General features: G+C 70.5%; 20 protein-coding genes. 8 read left to right on the forward strand and 12 right to left on the reverse strand.

Translation table 11 applies throughout. The features are described 5' to 3' along the window. Window positions 1–12: 12 nt before the first annotated feature. Window positions 13–1,308, reverse strand: a complete 1,296-nt coding sequence (locus AB0C30_RS21890) for a DUF2252 domain-containing protein (protein WP_357946702.1) — start codon at window positions 1,306–1,308, stop codon at window positions 13–15. Window positions 1,309–1,376: 68 nt separating this feature from the next. On the opposite strand from AB0C30_RS21890, the gene AB0C30_RS21895 reads away from it, so the two are divergent. Beyond that, window positions 1,377–1,916 carry a hypothetical protein gene (locus tag AB0C30_RS21895; protein WP_357946705.1) on the forward strand — a complete coding sequence of 180 codons (540 nt, stop codon included), beginning with the start codon at window positions 1,377–1,379 and terminating at the stop codon, window positions 1,914–1,916. Window positions 1,917–1,918: 2 nt separating this feature from the next. Here the strand turns inward: AB0C30_RS21895 and AB0C30_RS21900 are convergent, their stop codons facing one another. From AB0C30_RS21900 to AB0C30_RS21920, 5 genes are read right to left on the reverse strand one after another with little or no spacing between them, the layout of a single operon-like run. Beyond that, complete coding sequence (locus tag AB0C30_RS21900; protein ID WP_357946708.1) at window positions 1,919–2,890, reverse strand: hypothetical protein; 972 nt, start codon at window positions 2,888–2,890, stop codon at window positions 1,919–1,921. Then, window positions 2,887–3,249 (reverse strand): PadR family transcriptional regulator, encoded by a 363-nt coding sequence (locus AB0C30_RS21905; RefSeq protein ID WP_357946711.1) that lies wholly within the window; start codon window positions 3,247–3,249, stop codon window positions 2,887–2,889. The genes AB0C30_RS21900 and AB0C30_RS21905 overlap by 4 nt, the downstream gene beginning before the upstream one ends. A gap of 32 nt (window positions 3,250–3,281) precedes the next feature. Next, the gene (locus AB0C30_RS21910) at window positions 3,282–4,055 is read right to left on the reverse strand and encodes an SDR family oxidoreductase (RefSeq protein WP_225299357.1); all 774 of its coding nucleotides are present in this window, start codon (window positions 4,053–4,055) and stop codon (window positions 3,282–3,284) included. Window positions 4,056–4,078: 23 nt separating this feature from the next. Then, window positions 4,079–5,194, reverse strand: coding sequence for an acyl-CoA dehydrogenase family protein (locus tag AB0C30_RS21915; protein ID WP_357946714.1), 1,116 nt, complete (start codon window positions 5,192–5,194; stop codon window positions 4,079–4,081). Between the two features lie 11 nt (window positions 5,195–5,205). Continuing rightward, a complete protein-coding gene (locus AB0C30_RS21920; RefSeq protein WP_357948113.1) occupies window positions 5,206–5,727 on the reverse strand; it encodes a flavin reductase family protein in 522 nt (173 codons plus the stop codon). Window positions 5,728–5,960: 233 nt separating this feature from the next. On the opposite strand from AB0C30_RS21920, the gene AB0C30_RS21925 reads away from it, so the two are divergent. The 5 genes from AB0C30_RS21925 to AB0C30_RS21945 all read left to right on the forward strand — a co-directional run bounded on the left by AB0C30_RS21925 (window position 5,961) and on the right by AB0C30_RS21945 (window position 10,739). Beyond that, complete coding sequence (locus AB0C30_RS21925) at window positions 5,961–7,130, forward strand: acetyl-CoA acetyltransferase (RefSeq protein WP_357946717.1); 1,170 nt, start codon at window positions 5,961–5,963, stop codon at window positions 7,128–7,130. 34 nt (window positions 7,131–7,164) lie between these two features. Further along, the gene (locus AB0C30_RS21930) at window positions 7,165–7,599 is read left to right on the forward strand and encodes an OB-fold domain-containing protein (protein ID WP_357946719.1); all 435 of its coding nucleotides are present in this window, start codon (window positions 7,165–7,167) and stop codon (window positions 7,597–7,599) included. A 776-nt stretch (window positions 7,600–8,375) separates the two neighbouring features. Next, window positions 8,376–9,125 carry a GntR family transcriptional regulator gene (locus tag AB0C30_RS21935; RefSeq protein WP_225299366.1) on the forward strand — a complete coding sequence of 250 codons (750 nt, stop codon included), beginning with the start codon at window positions 8,376–8,378 and terminating at the stop codon, window positions 9,123–9,125. A 198-nt stretch (window positions 9,126–9,323) separates the two neighbouring features. Further along, window positions 9,324–9,926 carry a GNAT family N-acetyltransferase gene (locus AB0C30_RS21940; protein WP_357946722.1) on the forward strand — a complete coding sequence of 201 codons (603 nt, stop codon included), beginning with the start codon at window positions 9,324–9,326 and terminating at the stop codon, window positions 9,924–9,926. A 132-nt stretch (window positions 9,927–10,058) separates the two neighbouring features. After that, window positions 10,059–10,739: a copper homeostasis protein CutC gene (locus AB0C30_RS21945; protein ID WP_357946725.1), complete on the forward strand. Its 681-nt coding sequence runs from the start codon at window positions 10,059–10,061 to the stop codon at window positions 10,737–10,739. A 36-nt stretch (window positions 10,740–10,775) separates the two neighbouring features. Here AB0C30_RS21945 and AB0C30_RS21950 read toward each other — a convergent pair whose 3' ends face one another. The 5 genes from AB0C30_RS21950 to AB0C30_RS21970 form a co-directional block, all read right to left on the reverse strand. Then, window positions 10,776–11,939, reverse strand: a complete 1,164-nt coding sequence (locus AB0C30_RS21950; RefSeq protein ID WP_357946727.1) for an aldolase — start codon at window positions 11,937–11,939, stop codon at window positions 10,776–10,778. A 4-nt stretch (window positions 11,940–11,943) separates the two neighbouring features. After that, on the reverse strand, window positions 11,944–13,254 hold the full coding sequence (locus tag AB0C30_RS21955) for an FAD-dependent oxidoreductase (RefSeq protein ID WP_357946730.1): 1,311 nt from the start codon (window positions 13,252–13,254) through the stop codon (window positions 11,944–11,946). Between the two features lie 133 nt (window positions 13,255–13,387). Further along, on the reverse strand, window positions 13,388–14,875 hold the full coding sequence (locus tag AB0C30_RS21960) for an AMP-binding protein (RefSeq protein ID WP_357946732.1): 1,488 nt from the start codon (window positions 14,873–14,875) through the stop codon (window positions 13,388–13,390). Between the two features lie 91 nt (window positions 14,876–14,966). Continuing rightward, window positions 14,967–16,118 (reverse strand): hypothetical protein, encoded by a 1,152-nt coding sequence (locus AB0C30_RS21965; protein WP_357946734.1) that lies wholly within the window; start codon window positions 16,116–16,118, stop codon window positions 14,967–14,969. Then, window positions 16,115–17,182 carry an LLM class flavin-dependent oxidoreductase gene (locus AB0C30_RS21970; protein WP_357946736.1) on the reverse strand — a complete coding sequence of 356 codons (1,068 nt, stop codon included), beginning with the start codon at window positions 17,180–17,182 and terminating at the stop codon, window positions 16,115–16,117. Before AB0C30_RS21970 ends, AB0C30_RS21965 begins: the two co-directional genes overlap by 4 nt. A 151-nt stretch (window positions 17,183–17,333) precedes the next feature. Here AB0C30_RS21970 and AB0C30_RS21975 point away from each other — a divergent pair, with 151 nt between their 5' ends. Continuing rightward, on the forward strand, window positions 17,334–17,762 hold the full coding sequence (locus AB0C30_RS21975) for a hypothetical protein (RefSeq protein ID WP_357946738.1): 429 nt from the start codon (window positions 17,334–17,336) through the stop codon (window positions 17,760–17,762). Here AB0C30_RS21975 and AB0C30_RS21980 read toward each other — a convergent pair. After that, window positions 17,748–18,713: an acyl-CoA dehydrogenase family protein gene (locus AB0C30_RS21980; RefSeq protein WP_357946741.1), complete on the reverse strand. Its 966-nt coding sequence runs from the start codon at window positions 18,711–18,713 to the stop codon at window positions 17,748–17,750. The genes AB0C30_RS21975 and AB0C30_RS21980 overlap by 15 nt on opposite strands. Window positions 18,714–18,836: 123 nt before the next feature. On the opposite strand from AB0C30_RS21980, the gene AB0C30_RS21985 reads away from it, so the two are divergent. Further along, window positions 18,837–19,520, forward strand: coding sequence for a hypothetical protein (locus AB0C30_RS21985; RefSeq protein ID WP_357946744.1), 684 nt, complete (start codon window positions 18,837–18,839; stop codon window positions 19,518–19,520). Window positions 19,521–19,570: the final 50 nt, after the last annotated feature.

The raw sequence follows: 19,570 nt of genomic DNA on the forward strand, positions 1-19,570 counted from the left end.
GGGCCGGGGCGGTCACACCCCCGGAAGGCGGCCGTTGCGGAAGAGGTCGACGAACCGTTGGTGGTCTTCCCGGGCCTGTGCCCCATAACGGTGCGCAAAATCCACCAACATCCCGATAAATCCGGGCCTGTCGCCGTTGACCACGGCCATGATGGACTCCTCCGTCGAGAAGTTCACCAGGTCGTGGCTGGACTCGTCGTCCGCCACCGAGTGCATGCGCGCCACCGCCCGCCCCAGATCCCGCATGATCGACCGCAGTTCCGCCGGCTCATTGACGTCGTCCCAGTCCAGGTCGGCGGAGTAGGGCGAGACCTCCGCCACCAACTGCCCCACGCCGTTCAGCGTCGTGTAGCCCAGCCACGGATCGGCGTACGCCTGCAGTGCCCGCTGCGACTCCGCGGTCCGATGGCCCTGGTGGCGGAAGTAACGGGCGACCTTCTCGTCGGGGACGTGCCGGGCCACCGCCGGCACCTGCGCCTGCTTCATGTAGAGGATGACGTCGTTCTCCAGCGCCTGCGACCGCCCCTCCAGCAGCAGGTTGTACGACGGCAGCCCCGCCGACCCGATCCCCACGCCCTTGCGCAGCGCCACGTCCTTGATCACGTGCTCGACCGGGTTCGACTGCGTGGGCAGCGTCGTCAGGTAGTCCGCGAAGGCGGCCGTCACGGAGTCACGGGTCGCCGCGTCGACGGGTTCGCGCCCGTCCATGATCGCGAACCGCCGGTCGTAGTCGTCGATCAAGGTCTCGACGTCCAGCATCGCCACGCGCGTGCTCAGCCTGGCCGTCTGGAGCACCCGGTGCAGCACGCCGGTGGTGGTGTCGAGGGTGAGTGACCCGATGGCGTCGTCCCCGCCGCGCGCGATGCCGCCCAGCTCGGCCAGGTACGCGCCGGCGAAGTCGCTCACGAGCCCGCTGATCGCCTCGTCCGACAGGGCCTTGGCGTACCCGATCAGCGCCACGCTGGCGGCGAACCGCTTGAGGTCCCAGACGTACGGTCCCACGTACGCCTCGTCGAAGTCGTTGACGTTGAAGACCAGCACGCCCGAGGCGTTCATGTAGGTGCCGAAGTTCTCGGCGTGCAGGTCGCCGTGGATCCACACCCGGCTGGTCGGTTCGTCAAGGTATGAGGAGTCCGCGAACCCTTCGGTGAGGTCCGCGTAGAACAGGCAGGCGCTGCCCCGGTAGAACGCAAAAGGGGAGGCCGCCATTTTCCGAAATTTCCGCCTGAATGCCGCAGGGTCTCGCTTGATCGACTCGCCGAACTCCGTCATGAGGACATCTAGCAGGTGGGAAGCGCGTGTGCCCATGTCTCGGACCTTAAGTCGTCCCAGCTCGCGCGCCTACCCTGGTCTTTCCCTGTCAGGGTGGCCGGCCGATGATCGATAGGCTGCGGCCGGTGGGAGACATCTACGAGCTCGTGCTGACCATGGACCTTCGCGCCGACCTCGGCGACGACGAGCTCGCCGAGCTGCGGTGGCATGTGGGGCAAGGGCCGCGACCTGAGCGGCTGCCGATCGGCACCGGCGACTACCTGGAGACCTATCCACTCGGTGACCCCGACGACCCCGACTGCGAGTGGGAGACCGTCGATCCGGAGCCCGTGTTCGCGCGGCGCTTCCCCGCCATGCGCGTGGGCGGGGCACTCGTCGCGGAGCTGCTCGAGCGGAAGCAGGCGGAGGGCTGGGCGCTGACGGTACGCCAAGAACTCCACCCCGACGAGTTCTACCAGGTCCGGGCGCTGCTGGAGTGGCTCGGCCCGCGCTCGGTCAACGCGCAGGCCGCCGGGATCGAGTTCTTCGTCGGCTACATCCGCTTCAGCACCAGCGTTCAGATCACCCCGCTCATTCTGCTGAACGGACGCATCGGCCTGCCGGAGGACATCGAATCGCACACCCCCCACTGGGAGGAGACCTGACCCTAGACCACAGCCCGCCCCTGTCGTACGGACGGCAAACCGCGGAAGCCCGCCACCGCGAGGACCGTCACCATGACGACCAGCGCCACGCACTGGCTCACGCTGGACACCCACAGCGCTCCCGGTCCTAAGCTCAGGTAGCTGTTGTCCATCACCGACAGTCGCGACGGCAGCAGCAATGCCCCGAGGATCGCCAGGGCGAGCGGCACGTACGCGGGCAGGTCGCGCGCGAGGCAGACGATCCCGGCCACCAAGAGCACCGCCGTGGCCAGACCCATCAGGTCCACCCACGGCCACAACAGCGGCACCTTCCCCAACGGCGTCAGCAGGGCAAGGATGACGGCCCGCAACAGCAGCCCGGCGGCCAGCGGCAGGACGGTCGGCCGCCACGCTCGCCGCACCGGCGCGACGCCGTCGTGGAAGCCGATGAGCAGGGCCGCCAGCGGGACCACGACGTTCAGTGCCGGTGGCACCGCGTCCAGAGGCACGAACTGGCTGGCCAAGTTCTGCCAGACGGCGAGCTCTGCCAGGGCTGCCGAGCCGGCCGCGAGCGCCACCGGCTTGGCCGTCCGGACGTGACCGCGCATCAGCAGGACGAACGCCGGCACCCAGAGGGCCGCCGCGAGTACACCGAGTGGCCGCGTCATCGAGTCGGGCGTCATGAAAGCGAGGGAGGCGAGGGTGAAGATGCCGGCCGCCGCGTGGAAGGCGAGCCCCAGTGTCGCCACCAGCCTGACAGCCGCGCCCCAGGCGACGAACCGGGGTGTCGCGCCCGCTCCGCCGACCCGTACGCGCATCGAGAGGGCGAGCACGCTGGCGATCTCGCCCCAGCGCGGGTAGGGGTTCTCCTCATCCGGCGCGTCGCCGGAGAACTCCATGAACGCGGTCACCATCTCCTCCTCCCGCTCGGCCCGGTAGGAGCGGGGGAGCAGTCGCAGGACGGTGCGGTAGCGCCGTTCGAGTAACTCGTTCACCAGGCACCTCCGGCGAGCGCGGTGGCCGTTCCGGGGAGCAGGCGGGCGTTCCGGTCCCGGAGGCGGGTGGTCGCCGCGCGGGCGTTGTCCGCCAGCCGGGCCGCTTCCTCCTCCAGGGCCCCCGCCCCCGAGTCGGTCAGCCGGTAGTAGCGGCGTAGCCGCCCCTGTGCCACTTCCTCCCGGTCGAGCGCCACCAGCCCCTCCCCGGCCAGCCGGTCCAGCACGCCGTAGAGGGAGCCGATCTTGAGCTGCACCCGCCCCCCGGACAGCCGATCGACCTCCTGGACGATGCCGTAGCCGTGCCGCGGCTCGTCCACCAGCGCGGTGAGCGCCAGGAACATGGGCTCCGTTATATTCACTCACCCACCATATCCTGTTGCTCAGGATATAGTCACGGGTGTTGAGAGGAGACGGAGACGACCTCGCCCGTCATGTACGAGGAGTAGTCGCTGGCCAGGAAGACGATCACGTTCGCCACCTCCCAGGGCTCCGCCGAACGCCCGAACGCCTCGGCGGCCGCCAGCTCCGCCAGCAGCTCCTCGCTGGTCACCTTCGCCAGGAACGGGTGGACGGCCAGCGAAGGCGCCACCGCGTTCACCCGGACGCCGTGCTCGGCGGCCTCCAGGGCGACGCACCTGGTCAGCGCCATCACCCCGGCCTTGGCCGCCGCATAGTGCGACTGCCCCCGCTGCGCCCGCCAGCCGATCACCGAGGCGTTGTTCACGATCACCCCGGAGCCCTGGGCGATCATCTGCTTCAGCGCGGCCCTGGTGCAGCGCATGGTGCCGTTCAGGGTGACGTCGATGACGGTGTGCCACTGCTCGTCGGTCATCTCGGCCAGTGACGCCGTACCACCGAGCCCGGCGTTGTTGACCACCACGTCCAGCCGCCCGTGCGCCTCCACCACCGCGTCGAACAGTGCCAGCACCTGGGCCTCCGACGTCACGTCGCACGGCACCGCCAGCGGTTTGACGCCGGTGAGCTCGGTCAGCGAGTCGGCGGCGGCGGACAGGCGGCGCTCGTGCCGGTCGGAGACGACGATCGTGGCCCCCTCCTCGGCGCAGCGCTTGGCCGTCGCGTAGCCGATCCCGGCCCCCGCCGCGGCCGTGACCAGCGTGACCTTGCCGTCGAGCAGCCCGTGCGCTCTGGGGTACGGCGGTGCCATAGTGCTCCGATCAGAGAGGTCCGTCAGCGGGGGAGTCCCAGGGTGCGCTCGGCGATGATGTTCCGCTGGATTTCGCTGGAACCGGCATAGATCGTGTCCGCCCGGCTGAACAGATACAGCCGCTGGAGGTCGTTGAGCTCGCCGTCGCGGGCGACAAGTCCGGACTTGAGCTGTACGGCCTGGGCCAGCTCGCCCAGCCGGCGATGCCACTCCGACCAGTACAGTTTGGCGATCGACGCCACCGGCCCCGGATCGGCCCGCAGCGCGTTGAGCCGCATGATCTCCAGCTCCAGCCACGACCGCACCAGCCGGTCACGCAGCACCGGGTCGTAAGCCGCGCCCGTTCGCTCGGCGACCTCGATCACCCGGGCCAGCTCCCGCCGGAACCCGATCTGCTGCCCCAGCGTGGAGACGCCGCGCTCGTAGCCGAGCGTGGCCATCGCGACGCGCCACCCGTCGCCGGGCGCGCCGAGCACGTTTTCGGCCGCGGTCCTGGCCCCGTCGAAGAACACCTCGTTGAACTCGGACGTCCCAGTCAGCTGCACGATCGGCCGTACCTCGACGCCGGGCTGGTCCATGGGCACGAGCAGGTACGACAGCCCACGGTGGCGCTGGGAGCCCGCTTCCGTACGGCAGAGCACGAAGCACCAGTCGGACACGTGGGCCAGTGACGTCCACACCTTCTGCCCGGTGATGACCCATTCGTCGCCCGCCAGGTGCGCCTTTGTCTGGACGTTGGCCAGATCGGAGCCCGCCTCCGGCTCGGAGTAGCCCTGGCACCACAGCTCGTCGCCCCGCTGGATCGGGGGCAGGAAACGGGCTTTCTGCGCCTCGGTGCCGAACTCCAGGATCGTCGGCCCGATGAGCCCCTCGCCGATGTGGCCCACGCGGGCGGGGGCGTCCGCGAGGGCGTACTCCTCGTGGAAGGCGACCTGGTCGGCGAGCGAGGCGTCGCGTCCGCCGTATTCGACGGGCCAGCCCAGGCAGGTCCAGCCCGCCTTGCCGAGATGGCGCTCCCAGGCCAGCCGGACCTCGTGACCTTCGTGCTCGCGCCCGGGGCCGCCCAGGCCGCGGGCGTGCGCGAAGTCTCCGGTGAGGTTCGCGGCCAGCCAGGCGCGCGCCTCCTCACGCAGGCTCAACGCGAGCTCCGTCACTGGGGCTCAACGAAGCCGCCGTAACCGCCGCGGAAGAACAGCAGCGGGCCACCGTCCGCGTGCGTGTCGAGCTGGAGCACCCGGGCCACCACGATCACGTGGTCGCCCGCGATGTGCTCGGCCTCGACCGCGCAGTCGAGCCAGGCCAGGGTACCTTCGAGCACCGGGTTGCCGCCGGGCGAGCCGGTCCACCGCAGCCCGGCGAACTTGTCGCCGCCCCGGCTCGCGAGCTGGACGCAGACGTGCTGCTGGTGCTCGGCGAGCACGTTCACGGTGATGACCTTGGCGCCGCGCACCTTGGGCCAGCTCGTGCTCGTGTGCGCCACGCAGAACGCCACCAGCGGCGGGTCCAGCGACACCGAGGTGAAGGAGTTGGCCGCCAGGCCGCATGGCTCGCTGCTGGCCGGGTCGAGGGCGGTGATCGCCACCACGCCGGTGGCGAACCTGCCCAGCACCGACCTGAACCTCCGGCTGTCGAGCTGGCCGTTGCCGCTCGCGTGGGACTGGCCGTTCGGCATCGAGGCTCCGTTGAGAGTCCTGCGCTGGTACGGCACCGGGGGGCCGCCACAGCCGTCCGGCGTGATCAGCCGGGCAGCGTGTGTGCTCATGGTCTCCTCCTCCTCGCCGTCTGCATCGTATCTTACCAAGCGCTTGCTTGGACGGTAGGCGTGCGACGGAAAAGGTGTCAAGCGAAATGCCGGGGCGTACCCCCCGGTTGACATATGTGGACGGTCCGATCTAGCGTTTCAGGATGGCCAAGCGCTTGCTTGAGTTCCGGGACCGTACGGCTGTGGTGGGCGTCGGGTACACGCCCTTCACCAAGGACTCGGGGGTCAGCACACTCACCTTGGCCTGTCGCGCCATCCTGGCCGCCCTCGACGACGCCGGCCTCGGCCCCGGCGACGTCGAGGGCATAGCGACTCATCGCGTGGGCGACTCGGCGGCCCCGTCCCTGGTGGGGCCCGCGCTCGGTCTGGCAGACCCGACCTGGTACCTCGACCAGTTCGGCGGCGGCAGCGTCTCGCACGCGGTCGTGGCCCAGGCGGCGCTGGCCGTGGCGGCCGGTGTGGCGGAGACCGTCGTCTGCTACCGCGCGATCAACGCCCGGTCGGAGTTCCGCATGGGCGGCACCGGCCGTGGCCTTCCGGTGAGTCCCGAGGTGCAGTATCAAGCGCCCTATGGCTATTTCGCGCCGCCCCAGCAGTACGCGATGTACGCCCGCGCCCACATGCAGAAATATGGCACGAAGGCGGAGCATTTCGGGCAGCTGGCCGTCACCCAGCGGGCGAACGCCGTCAAGAACCCCCGCGCCCTCATGCGTACGCCCATCACTCTCGACGACTACCTGGACAGCAGGTGGATCGCCGAGCCGTTCCGCCTGCTCGACTGCTGCCTGGAGACCGACGGCGCCTGCGCCCTGGTCATCACCACCGCCGAGCGCGCCCGCTCCCTGCGCCACCCGCCGGTGCTGATCTCCGGCGCGGCCTGGGGCGGTGGCGACTCGCACCTGTCCGGCGGCCGGGCCGACCCCACCACCACGGCCGCCGCCGCGCTGGCCCCGCGCCTGTACGCCCAGGCCGGAATCGGCCCGGCCGACATCGACGTGGCGCAGCTGTACGACTGCTTCACCTACTCGGTGATTGTCCAGCTGGAGGACTACGGCTTCTGCGCCAAGGGTGAGGGCGGCCCGTACGTCGCCTCGGGCGCCACGGCCCTCGACGGAGCCCTCCCGGTCAACACGCACGGCGGCTTCCTGTCGGAGGGCTACGTCCACGGCGTCAACCACATAGCGGAGGCCGTCTCCCAGCTACGCGGGGACGCCGGTGACCGGCAGGTCGCGGGCGCCGAAGTGGCCCTGTCCACCGCCCAGCCCGGCTACATCCTCCCCGCCACTTCGGCTCTCCTGCTCAGAAGGGGCTGACCACCCATGCGTGACCTCAGAAAGGGGCTGATCCATGCCCGACCGGTACGGCAGGCCGCCCCAAGGCGTGCGGCCGACGCCTGATCGCGACTCCAAGGACTGGTGGGCCCGGCTGGGCGGCCACGAGTTCGCGGTCCAGCGCTGTGACACCTGCCACACGGCCCGCTTCCCGCCCAGGGCCTTCTGCCCGGCCTGCCGTACCGAGGACTGGCACTGGGAGGCCGTCGAGCCGGCCGGCACGGTGGAGAGCTGGATCGTCAACCGCCGGCCGTTCATGCCCGGAGCGAGCGAGCCGTACGTCGTGGTGCTGGTCCGGCTCGCCGCCGTGCCCGGCTGCCTGATCCACGGCGGGTGGGACGGCGAGCGCGAGCCCGAGTACGGTCAGGCGGTCGAAGGCGTGTACGAGGACATGGGCGATGACCTGGCACTGCTCAATTGGCGGCCGACTGAGTGGCACGCATCCCCGTGAAATCCTTCGCGGCGGCACCAAGTCGGGAACGATAGGTACCAATGGGCCTGAAGGCCAATCCCGGTCCGGCCGCCTCATCCCTGCAGCCGGCCACGCCCGCCGGACGCCTGTCCCTTGGGCGGGGTTCGACCGGGGACGGTCTACGGCGCGGGTATGACTTGGCACGAAAAATGGTGGTAAAAGGCGCGAAGTGCCGTAAATCATGAGAAAAAGGAGGAACGCGCGCCCTGGCGGGCGTGGGGGACCCGCCAGGACGCGCTTCCTGCCCCGTGTGCGGCGACGCCAGGACTCCGGCGAGGGATGGAGTCCTAGGTCGAGTGTTCGCACACGGAGTTCATGGGGGAGCGACCCTCTTGCGAGGACTCCGGATGTCGGTAGTGGTCTGCGATGCGTTGGGCCGCACCGAGGGGGTCATCGATGGGATGTGAGACGGTGGCACCCTCCTCATTCCAGATGAAGGAACCGTCTTTGCTCCACACAGTTACCTCGGTCAACACGGATAAAACGGACATGCCACTGCCGTTGCTCTGGTAGGTGTTGCTGAGTCCCTGGCGAGGCAACGCGTAACGCAGTAAACGTGTTGCTTCACAAGGGTCTTGCCAGGGCAGGTATGGCGTACCCGCGTGGACCGGTAACACCGGGCCCTCACCCCCTCACCGGCCTTTCGATGGATTTGTACCAACGATTGGATGATGCGGCTGTCAATGGCCATCGGTCAAGGGGTTGTGGCCTGTTAGAACCAGATCGTCTAAATTGTTGGAACAAAAGGGGTGAAAGTGGCAAGGTCGGTCCTGTACCAGCTGGTGGCCTCAGAGCTGAGGAGAGCCATCTACTCCGGTGTACTCGGCCCCGGGGCGCAGCTGCCGACCGAGGCGCAGCTCATGGAAGACCATGGGGTGAGCCGCAACACCGTCCGACTCGCCCTAGGGGAGCTGGTCAACGAAGGGTTGGTCACGCGAACCCCACGGCGTGGCACGGTCGTCCGGGACCGCCGGCCGCTGCTGATCTACCCGCAGCGAGAGCTGGAGCCACAACCATCCGGCGAGCTGCGAGAGGCGTTCGCCTTCGCCGTGACGCAGGAAGGTCGTGCCCCCAGCCAGTACATAGAGGTCTTGACCGTCTCACCGGTCGAGGAGATCGCCAGCCGACTCGAGCTGGCCGAAGGCGAACTGGCCGTCGTACGACGGCGTCTGCGGTTCGTCGACGGGCAGCCGTACAACACCAACGATTCCTATTTTCCACGTGACCTGGTGGCCAGCACGGAGATCGCCCGGCCGGGCGACATTCCGCGGGGGGCGAACCGGGTCCTGGAAGAGCTCGGTCACGAGCAGGTGCGGGTGGTGGATGACATCTGGGCGCGGATGCCCAACCAGGAAGAGGTCGAGCGTCTCCAGTTGGAGCTCGGCACCCCGGTCGTGGTCTACGTCCGCGTTGGTTACGACAACGGCGACATGCCAGTGCGTGTCGCGGTGTCGGTGCTCCCCGCCGACAAGCACTTGATCAGATACGAGCTCGATCGCCGCTGAGCGAGCTCGGTTGGGGGTGATCCCACCGGCCGCCTAAGACGAGCCTCCCGCCTCGCTGGGCAGAGGGAGTCCTGCGCACTCCCTTCATGCGCGATTTATCGATAGATGTCGCCTCAAACCCCCCATGCGACCCAGCGCGCGCTCCAACCATTACGTTCTGTGGCTGCATGGACACCCGATGTAATGAAGGGCTGAACCGTGCTTTCCAACACCCTGCTCCACCCGCTCGCTCTCCGCCGGGCCGACGCCTCCGATCTCCCGGGCGTTCTGACCCTGCTCGCCGACACGGCCGAATGGCTGTACTCCCAGGGCGTGCGGCAGTGGCCGCGCGGCGGCTTCGGGCCCGAGCGGATCGAGCCTCTCATCGCCGAGCGGGTGCTCTACCTCGTGGACGACGAGCTCCGGTACCTCGAACTGGATGACGAGGCCCCGCCCGTCGCCACGATCGCTCTCGACGATCACGCCGACCCGGAGTTCTGGCGCCGGTCCGACGACCCGGGCGCCGCCATGTACGTGCACAAGCTCGCCGTCGCCCGGCCCTGGGCGGGCTTCGGCCTCGGAGACGCCCTGCTGGACTGGGCGGGCTCCGCGGCGCACGCCTCCGGGCTGAGCAAGCTCCGGCTCGACTGCGCCAAGAACAACCCGCGGCTGCAGGAGTACTACCGGCGCCGCGGCTTCCGGCACGTGCGGACGGTCGATCTGCCGCACCGCTCCTCGGGCGCCCTGTTCGAGCGGCCCGCGGAGGAGGCCGCCACGACGGCCTTCCGCGACCTCACCGTCGCCGAGCTGATCGGCGTCTGACGCCCTGACCGGCCCCGGCCGGTACGGCCGTGCCCTGCTCCCCGGCGGGGCACGGCCCGCAGTCGCGTTCCCGCCCAGGTGACCTGGCGCTTTCCGGCACAAAGGGACACAGCACCATATAACCTCTCCAGCATGACCGGATCCCTCCTTGAGGTGATCGCGCTGAACGTGCGCGACGCCGTCGCCGCGGAGCAGGGCGGAGCCGACCGTCTGGAGGTCGTCGCCGACATGGGTGCCGACGGGCTCACCCCCGCTCCGGAGACGGTCGCCGCGATCGCCGCGGAGTGCCCGCTGCCCCAGATGGTGATGCTGCGCTGCGCCGCGAACTTCACCGCCGACCCCGAGGTGCTCGACCGGCTCCGTCTCGACGTCAAGGCGCTGGCCCAGGCGGGCGCCGCGGGGTTCGTGTTCGGCTTCCTCGACGAGGCGGGCGTCGTGGACCTGGCGGCCACCGAGGCGCTGATCCACGCCGTGTCACCGCTGCCGTGGACCTTCCACCGGGCCGTCGACCACGCGGCGGACGTACAGGCGTCGTGGCGGGCGGTGCGGCTGCTGCCCAACCTGGCCACGGTGCTCACGGCGGGCTCGCCCGCCGGCGTGCGGTACGGGCTGCCGATGCTCAAGAGCCGGGCCGACGCGGGCGACGGCTCGATCATCCTGGCGGGCGGCGGGCTCAAACCGGCCTATGTGCCGTCGCTGCTGGACTATGGCATCCGGGCGTTCCACGTGGGCTCGGCCGTACGGGAGAGCTGGTCGCTGCCGGTTGACCAGCGGCGCGTCCGTCAGTGGCGCAGCCTGGTCGACCGCGACTGACCCAAGGGCCACCAAGCGGCCTGAGTCCGAGCGGCTTCAGTCCGGGAGGGCGAGCGCCGCGTCGGCGCGGCGGAGTGCGGCTACCAGGGTCTTGATCGTCGCGGGCTCGTCCATGACGCCGCCCCCGGCCGCGCGCCGCTCCTCCCAGGACCGCACCCGATCCCGGTAGGAGTCGTAGCGCGCCAGATGGAAGGCATAGACCGTGGCGAACCGGCTCACCAGGTGTGAGGGGTGCATGTCCCAGCCCTGGTAGAAGCCGTGTCCCAGCGAGTGCCGGACGAGCTCGGCGTGCCGCCGCCACAGCGCGTGCACGTCCGCGGCCGACCCGGAGGCGGGAGAGGCGGCCAGCGAGCCGTCGGAGAGCTCGACCCCCGTGCCCGCGAACGCCGTCTGCATCACGTGCCGGGCGTGGTCACAGGCCGGATGGTCGAGCCGCTGCTCGTGCGGCGGCAGCCCGAGAGCGGCCGTGTAGTCGAACACCCCGAAGTGCGCGGCCGCCAGCCGCCCCCCGAACGACTCGGCCAGTTCGCCGCGCAGGAACAGCACGGTCTGCGGCGCCTCGACCTGGATCTCGAACCTCAGCCGGACGTCCAGCTCCCGTTCGAGCCGCTCCAGAAAGGCGCAGAACTGGCCCAAATACGACTCCATCAGCACCTTCGGAAAGGTGACCACGAACCCCGGCGGCAACTCGCCCACCCGTTCGACGACCCCGGTGACGAACCCGTCGAGCGTCCGCCCCGACCGCCCGGGATCCCCGTCGGCGAACGACTTGACCCGCAGCCCCCACCGGCGCGGCAGCGCTCCGGCCGCGTGCATCACGGCCACGGCCACGACGGCCTGCTCGACGTGGCCGTCCTCGTCGCCGGGCCGCCCGCCGTAGCCGTCCTCGAAGTCGATCCGCAGGTCCTCGACCGGCTCGCGGGCGAGCTTGCGCAGCACCCTTTCGTGTACGTCCCGCGCCGGCGCGTCCGGCAGCCCGAACACGTCGGCCAGTTCGGCCGGGCCGCTCAGATGCTCCTTGACCAGGTCGAGCGCCTGCGCGCCCCACCCCGCGACCGTGCTCGGCGACACCCGGTCGGCCGGGACATAGACGGTGTGCACGGGCTGCCAACCGGGCTCGGCGGCCGGATAGCGGGCCCGCTGGATCCGGTGGGCCTCCGCGAAGCCTGGCAGGGACTGGTCCGTCACGGTGACACGCATGCCGTCAGGGCCGGCAGGCCCGCAGCATGGCCTCCAGGCCGGCGAGCTTGACCCGTTCGCCGCGGCCCAGCGACTTGGCCAGAGCGCCTTCGGCCGCCTCGATGGCCAGCCACTCGTCGTACGTCACCGGCCTTACGCCTCTTTCGTGCAGCAGCGCGTCGATGGGCGCCGACCGTAGCCGATCGTGGCCGGTCGGGTCGGACAGGTCGGACAGCAGGGTGCGGACGGTCTCCGCCGCGTCCGACTTGTTGGTGCCGATCACGCCGGTGGGACCGCGCTTGAGCCAGCCCGCCACGTACTCGCGCTCGCGGATCCGGCCGGCCTCGTTGGGCACGGTCATCGACCGCTCGTCGAACGGCACCCCGGGAAGGGGGACGCTCTGGTATCCGACCGAGCGCAGCACCATGCCGACCGGGATCGTCTCGAACTCGCCCGTCCCGACCACCCGGCCCTCCTCGGACAGCCGGGTGCGCTCGAGCCTGAGCCCCTCCACCCGGTCGGTGCCGAGGATCTCCACCGGGCGCAGCCAGAAGCGCACATCGAGGCGGCGCGGGCGGCCGACGGGATCGCGGCCCGCCCACGACTGAAGGACATCGATGTTGCCGCGGATCTGCCGGGGGAAGTCGCCGCCCAGCACCACGGCCTCGTCCTCGCGTACGCAGACGTCGGCGTTCGCCAGCTCGCCGAGCTCCCGCAGCTCCTTCAGCGTGAACTTGGCGTGCTCGGGACCCCGGCGGCCGATCATGTGGATCGCCTTGACCTGGCTTTCCCCGAGTCGTTCGAGCACGTCGTGCGGTACGTCCGTGGAGCTGAGCTCCTCGGCGGTCTTGGCCAGGACGCGGACCACGTCGACGGCCACGTTCCCGACACCGATGACCGCGACCTCGGGGCTGTCGAGGGTGAACATGGAGGCGGAGACGTCGGGGTGGCCGCAGTACCAGTTGACGAAGTCGGTGGCGGCCACGCTGCCCGGCAGGTCCTCGCCCGGGATGCCGAGCTTCCTGTCGACCATCGCGCCCGTGGCGTAGACGACCGCGTCATAGCTGGCCAGCAGGTCCTCGACCGACAGATGCTCGCCGAGCGTGACGCCGCCGAGGAAGCGGACCTCGGGGAGTTCGAGCACCCGGCGCAGGTAGTTGGCGATCGACTTGATCGACGTGTGGTCGGGCGCGACGCCGTATCGGACGAGCCCGTAGGGAGTGGGCAACCGCTCGATGACGTCGACCTGGACGTCCTCCTGCGCCTGTTTGACCAGGGCCTCGGCCGTGTAGATACCGGCAGGGCCCGACCCGATGACCGCCACGCGCAACGTCACGCTGCCTCCTCTATGTGGGCGATTCTGTTACACGGGGCATGCGTCCCACCAGTGCAACCCGGCACTGTGATCGATGTATCCCCGATCGCCGGTACGAATGAACCCATCTTTCGCGAATGGGGCGGCAGCGCCTTCAGGAGGCGGACGCGCGGGCGCGGAGGGCCATCTTGTCGATCTTGCCGTTGGCGTTGGCCGGCAGAGCTTCGACCACGATGACCCGCTTCGGCACCTTGTAGTTGGACATATTGTCCTTCGCCCAGGTGAGCAGCGTGCCCGGATCGACCGTCATCCCCGCTCTGGGCACCACGTACGCCCAGCCGGCCTCGCCGGAGACCGGATCGGGCACGCCGATCACGGCCGCCTGCGCCAGCGAGCCCTCACGTAACAGCAGCGACTCCACCTCGGCGGGCGAGACGTTGAAGCCGTTGACGATGTAGAGCTCCTTCTTGCGATCGACGATGGCCAGATTGCCCGCCGGGTCGAGCACGCCGATGTCGCCCGTGTGCAGCCAGCCGTCCCGATCGACCACCTCGGCGGTCTTGCCGGGTTCGTCCCAGTAGCCGCGCATGACCCCGTACCCGCGCTGCAGAATCTCCCCGCGTTCCCCGGCGGCCACCTCCTTGCCGTCGTCGTCGACGATCCGCACCTCGATGCCCGGCACCGCCCGGCCGGTCGTCGCGGCGATGACCTCGATCGGGTCGCCGGCCCTGGTCATGGAGACGACCGTGCCCTCCATCAGGCCGTACGCGTTGATCATCCGCTCCAGCCCCACCCGTTCGACCAGGCGGGTGATCAGCGCGGCGGGCACGGCGGCGGCCCCGCAGATGGCCACGCGCAGCGACGAGACGTCCCAGTCGGCGCGGTCCAGCTCGTCCAGCAGCCGGTGGAACAGCGTGGGCGGGCCCGCCAGGATGCTCACCCGGCCGGCCGAGATCAGGGACATCAGGGCGTCGGGGGTGAAGACCCTGATCGGCATCATGGTCGCCCGGCGGAGCACACAGGCGATCATCCCGGCGTTGAGGCCGAAGCCGTGGCTGAACGGGGCGATCACCGGGTAGCGGTCGTGCTCGTCCAGGGTGACGATCTCGGACCAGTCCCAGTAGCCGCGCAGGACCTGGGCGTGGTCCAGCATCACGCCCTTGGGGGTGCCGGTGGTGCCGGAGGTGGACATGATCTCGCACAGATCGCCGGGCCGTACGGCCAGCGCCCGCTCCTCGACGTCCGACGGCTCCATGCGGAGACTTCGCCCGGGGCTCAGGACGTGGCGCGGGGCGGCGCCGGGCGGCAGGAGATCGGCGAGCACCACACCGGGCGGGCCCTCGCCCGTGACCAGCACCTCGGCGCCGGTCTTCTCGATCATCGCCGCCGCCTCCAGGCCCTTGGCGCGCGAGGAGAGCGGCACGATCACCGCGCCGGCGTCCCAGACGCCGAAGGCGTGCGTGACCCAGTACGGGTCGTTCACGCCCCACAGGGCCACCCGGTCGCCCGGCCGGACGCCGAGCTCGATCAGCTCGTGCGCCACGCGAGCGGCTCCGGCGCGGAGCTCCGCCATGGTGACGCGCGTGTCGCCGTCGACGATCACCACCGCGTCCGGATGGCGGTCCGCCTGGTCACGGAGCATGCGGGGGAGCGTTCCCCAGTCCGGCATCGGTCCCATCGGTTCGCGCCTCCTGCTCCACAGGCCGAGCGCCCGGCTGTTGTACAGACCTCGGCTACACGATGAGCGCCCGGTCGCGGCCCAGGTGGTGGCCGCGCAGGTCGGTCAGCACGCCGGGGCTCGGCGTCTCGGCGATCTCCGGCGCGATCTCCACGCCGAGCGAGATCGGGGTGAGCCCCTGGATCGCCTGCTGGATCCGGTTGCGCCACATCGGGTTGCGCACAAGGCTCTCCCTCCCGAACGTGACGGTGAGCACCGCCGCGTCGAGCGTGCCCTGCCTGCTGATCGCCAGCTCCCACCTGGACACGCCGTCGATCTTGGCCAGGGCCTTGTCGATCCGCGGCAGCGACAGCCACACGCCCCGCACCAGCACGTGCTCGCCGACCGTGTGGACGGGAGCGGGCAGTCCGGGATCGGCCGCGGCCGAGTCGGTACGCACCACCTGGCCCGTACGCAGGACGGCGTCGCCGAGCGACGAGTGGCCGTGGGGCGTGATCACCAGCTCGGCCACCCCTGACGGCTCCGACGGCCGCAGCACGTCCTTGGTCAGCGAGGCCAGATGCAGCAGGCCGTCCGTCAGCGGGGTGAGCGGGGCGCCCTCCGCCGCCCGCCAGGCCAGGGCGCCACCGCCGAACGGGTCGGCGTACACCTCGGTCACGTGGGCGTCGAACTCGCCCGCCAGGTGGCTGAGTGTCCGCTTCGAGGCGATCTCCCCGGTCAGGACGATGTGCCGCAGCCCCAGGTCAAGGGGGTCCAGCAGGAACTCCAGGTGCAGCCTGGCCAGCAGATCCATCGCGCCCGTGGGGGTGGCGACCAGCGTGGTGGCGCCCAGGGTGGACAGCGTGTGGATCAACCGCATGCGGCCTCGCGGGCCCACCGAGGCGGCCGCCGACGCCACGTCCGCCGCGGCGGCGGCCCAGAGCGCGCCCGCCGGTTCGGCCAGCGCGACCACGACCCGGTCGCGGTCGCCCACTCCGGCCGCCCGCAGCGCCGCCCCGGTCAGCTCCTGCGCCGCCGCGCGGTCGCCGGGCGCCAGCGGGAAGGCGCTGGAGGCGTCGGGGGCGACCTGCAGCAGCCCTGTGGCGGACCGCGCGCCCGTACGGAGGTCGTCCCGCGTCAGCCACCGCGCGCCGGCGGCCTCCGCCGACGCGTCCCGGTCGCTCGCGGACCCGGAGCCGCTCAAGGGGCCAGGGTCCGGGCTGGTCACTTGGTCACCTCGGTCATGAACAGCTTCATCGCCTCGCAGACCCGTTCGTGCGCCAGCCCGCCCACCTGCGCCTGGATGATCAGATCCGTCGCCCCGGCCTCCGCGATCCTGGCCAGCGCCTTGCGCGAACCCGCCACGTCGTCCACCACGACCATCAGGTGCTCCCGCAGCGTCGCCATCGCCTCATCCGGCGGCATCCCGGCCGCGAGCTGGCCGAGGACGCGATGGGTGGCGTGCCGGGCGTCGTAGTAGTCCGGCGGGGTGACGAGGTTGACCTGCCGGCGGATGTACCAGAGGACGGCGTCGGCGGCCGTCTCGTTGGCCTGGTCGCGGGTGGGCGCGACGAACCAGGGGATCATCAGCGCGACCCGGCGGGAGTCGGGGTCGAACCCGGCGGCGGCCAGACGCTCGCGGTATTGGGCGATGTCGTCCGCCACGTCGTCGATGCCCTTGACCATGGTCATGCCGAGCAGGTTGTAGCCGTGGTCGGCCGCCGCCAGATAGCCCTCCAGCGACGTCGAGGCCACCCAGACCGGCGGATGCGGCTGTTGCACGGGACGCGGGTAGACCGCCACGTCCGGGATCTCGAAGTACTCGTTCGATCGGCTGACCGGCTCCCCGTCGGCCCGCCAGATGGCCAGTGTCGCGTCCAGCGAGTCCTCCCAGATCTGCCGGGACTTCTCGAAGGGCCGCTGGAAGGCCTGGTACTCCAGGGGCGAGGCCCCCCGCCCGGTGCCGAACTCCACCCGGCCGCCGCTCAGCACGTCGAGGGTGGCCACGCGCTCCGCGGTGCGGATCGGCGACTGGAACGGCAGCAGCACCACGCCCAGCCCGAGATGGATCCGCTCGGTCCGCTGGGAGATCGCGGCCAGCACGAGATCGGGCGCGGAGGAGTGGGAGAACCCCCGCGTGAAGTGGTGCTCGACGAACCAGGCGGTGTCGAAACCGAGCCGATCACCGAGCACGACCTGGTCGATCACGTTCTGGAACGCCTGTTGCTCGACCTCGCGGGAGCGCCCGCGCACCTCCAGCTCGTAGCCCAGGCTGATCCGTAGGGACGTCATCGCGCCTCCGGCGAAAGTAGTAAACCAAGCGCTCGCTTGGTAGAGACTATCAGCACCAAAGACTTGCGGGAAGGGCGCGTTCGCGATCAGAGTGATGCACGTGAGGCGAAAGCACGCGCTAAGGCGGCCGAAAGATGGCACGCTCCCCGATATGGGGGCCGATGATTTCTCCCTCACGAGCGGGCGCGGTTACGAGGCGTTCGGCCGGGTGATGGCCGCTCTCGCCACGGAGGCCGAGTTCATCGAGTCCTGCCGGGATCTGACCTGGTGGCGGGGCGCCGACCACAGCTGGCACATCGAGTGGCGCGACGGCCCGTACGCCTCAGAGGTGGCGGCGCTGCTGGCCGAGCAGGTGCGCGCTCCCGCGTACGAGGACGAGCTCGGCGCGCCCGCCGGGCCGGGTGACAGCCGGTCGGCGGTGCTCGACGTGATGGGCGTCCGCTTCGAGTTGCGGGCCATCGATCCGCTGGGCCGCGAGCGCGTACGCGACAAGCCGGGCTTCTGGCGGCTGGCCGAGGCGCTCGACACCACCCGCGCCACGAACGCCCCGCGCCCCTGGGAAACGCTACTGGGCGGCTAGCCCGGCCTGAAAGACGTGCGCGCCCAGGCGCTCGCGGTGCGCCTGCGGCGGGCCGAAGAGTTGGGCGTCGGAGGTGGCCCGCTTGAGGTAGCGATGGGCCGGATGCTCCCAGGTCACGCCGATCCCGCCGTGGACCTGGATGTTCTCGCCCGCCGCCGTGAGATACGCCTCAGTGCAGTAGGACCCGGCGATCGCCGCGAGGGACTCCGACCCGGCCGCCGCCAGCGCCGCCGATCTGGCCGACTCCACGAGCAGCAGCAGGTCGGCCAGCTTGTGCTTGATCGCCTGGAAGGAGCCGATCGGCCTGCCGAACTGATGGCGCAGTTTGGCGTGCTCCGTGGCCATCTCCAGGCAGCGCTCGGCCCCGCCCACCTGCTCGGCCGCCAGCGCCGCGATGCCGAGGTCGCGCACCCGGCTCCACGTCGCGCCGTCGCCGGCCGGCCGCGCCGGAGCGTGGTCGAAGGACAACTCGGCCAGGGGCCGGCTCTCGTCCATGGTCGGGTACGCCACGCGCCGCGTCGGCACTGCCTCGACCAGGAGCCCGTCGGCGTAGGCGAGCACCACATCGCCCTCCAGCGCGTACGGGACGACGCCCGTGAGCAGGCCGTCCCGGAGGGTCAGGTCGCCGTCGCCGGGTAGGACGACGGTCGCCGTCACCGAGCCGTCGGCCAGCGCGGGCAGCAGCCGGCCCATCGCCGCCTCGTCGCCGCCCGCCTTGAGCGCCTCAACGGCCAGGACGGCGCTCTGCAGGAAGGGGTATGGGGACAGGGTCCTGCCCAGCTCTCCCGCCACCACCGCGATCTCGGCCGGGCCGCAGCCCGCTCCGCCGTACTCCTCCGGGACGGCGAGCCCTGCGGTGCCCAGCTCGCGCGCGAACGCCGCCCAGGGCGCGGCGGGGCGGTCGGTGAGATAGGCGCGGACGACGGAGCGCAGCTCGTCTGTGACGGTCACCGAGCCAGTTTAACCAAGCGATTGCTTCGTTGCATTCGGTTGGTCGAAATTTGCCTTTTCTGGACGGCCACATAATCTGGTTGTGGTATTGCGACGAGTTGCGAAGGGAGGGTTGACCAGGCAATGGACGTAAAAGAGAGCACGATCGACTACGCGGAGTTCGCCGCGTACGACCGTGACCAGCGCTGCATCGAACGCCATGTGCTGGGGGCCTTCCTCGGCGGGCTGGTCGTCGGGCTCGTGGGCATACTCGCCGACGGTCGCGGTCCCCAATGGCTCGGCCAGGTCTATGACCCGTACATGTATCTGGGTCTGGCTCTGCTCGTCGGGGCGAGCGCGGCGGGCTTCGGGTGGGCGTTGCTCACCACGTTCCTGGCCTCCCTGTCCATGATCGTCGTGACCCTGGGCGGCAGCATGGTGCGCGGCGGGCCCGACATCGGCGGCGTGGGTGTCGGCGGCTCCGCGGCCGGGCTGAACTGGACGCTCTGCCTGCTGGTCGGGCTGGGCCTGCTCGCCTACGTGACGAGGCGGCCGGATGTCTGGGGCGACCTGGCCGCGGGCCTCATCGGCGCCCTGCTGCTCGCCGACGTGATCGACCGCGCGACGCCCGGCTTCATCCACAGCGACCCCGCGTTCTGGCCCGGCCCCGCGCCCGTGCTCGGCGCCCTGTCCGTCGTGCTGGTGATGGCGTTGCGCCGCGGCAAGGCGGGCCGGGTGCGCGCGCTGGCGCTGACGGCGGTCCTTGTCGGCCTGTTCGCGGTCGCGGTGGCCGGTTCGCTGGGCGGCTGGGTTCCCATCGCGGGATAAGGCCGCGCGGCGAGTCGCTCCTAGTCGATAGCCTGTAGTCCTCATATCCA

Source organism: Nonomuraea sp. NPDC048901 (genome assembly GCF_040649695.1).
In the GTDB taxonomy this organism is placed as follows: domain Bacteria; phylum Actinomycetota; class Actinomycetes; order Streptosporangiales; family Streptosporangiaceae; genus Nonomuraea.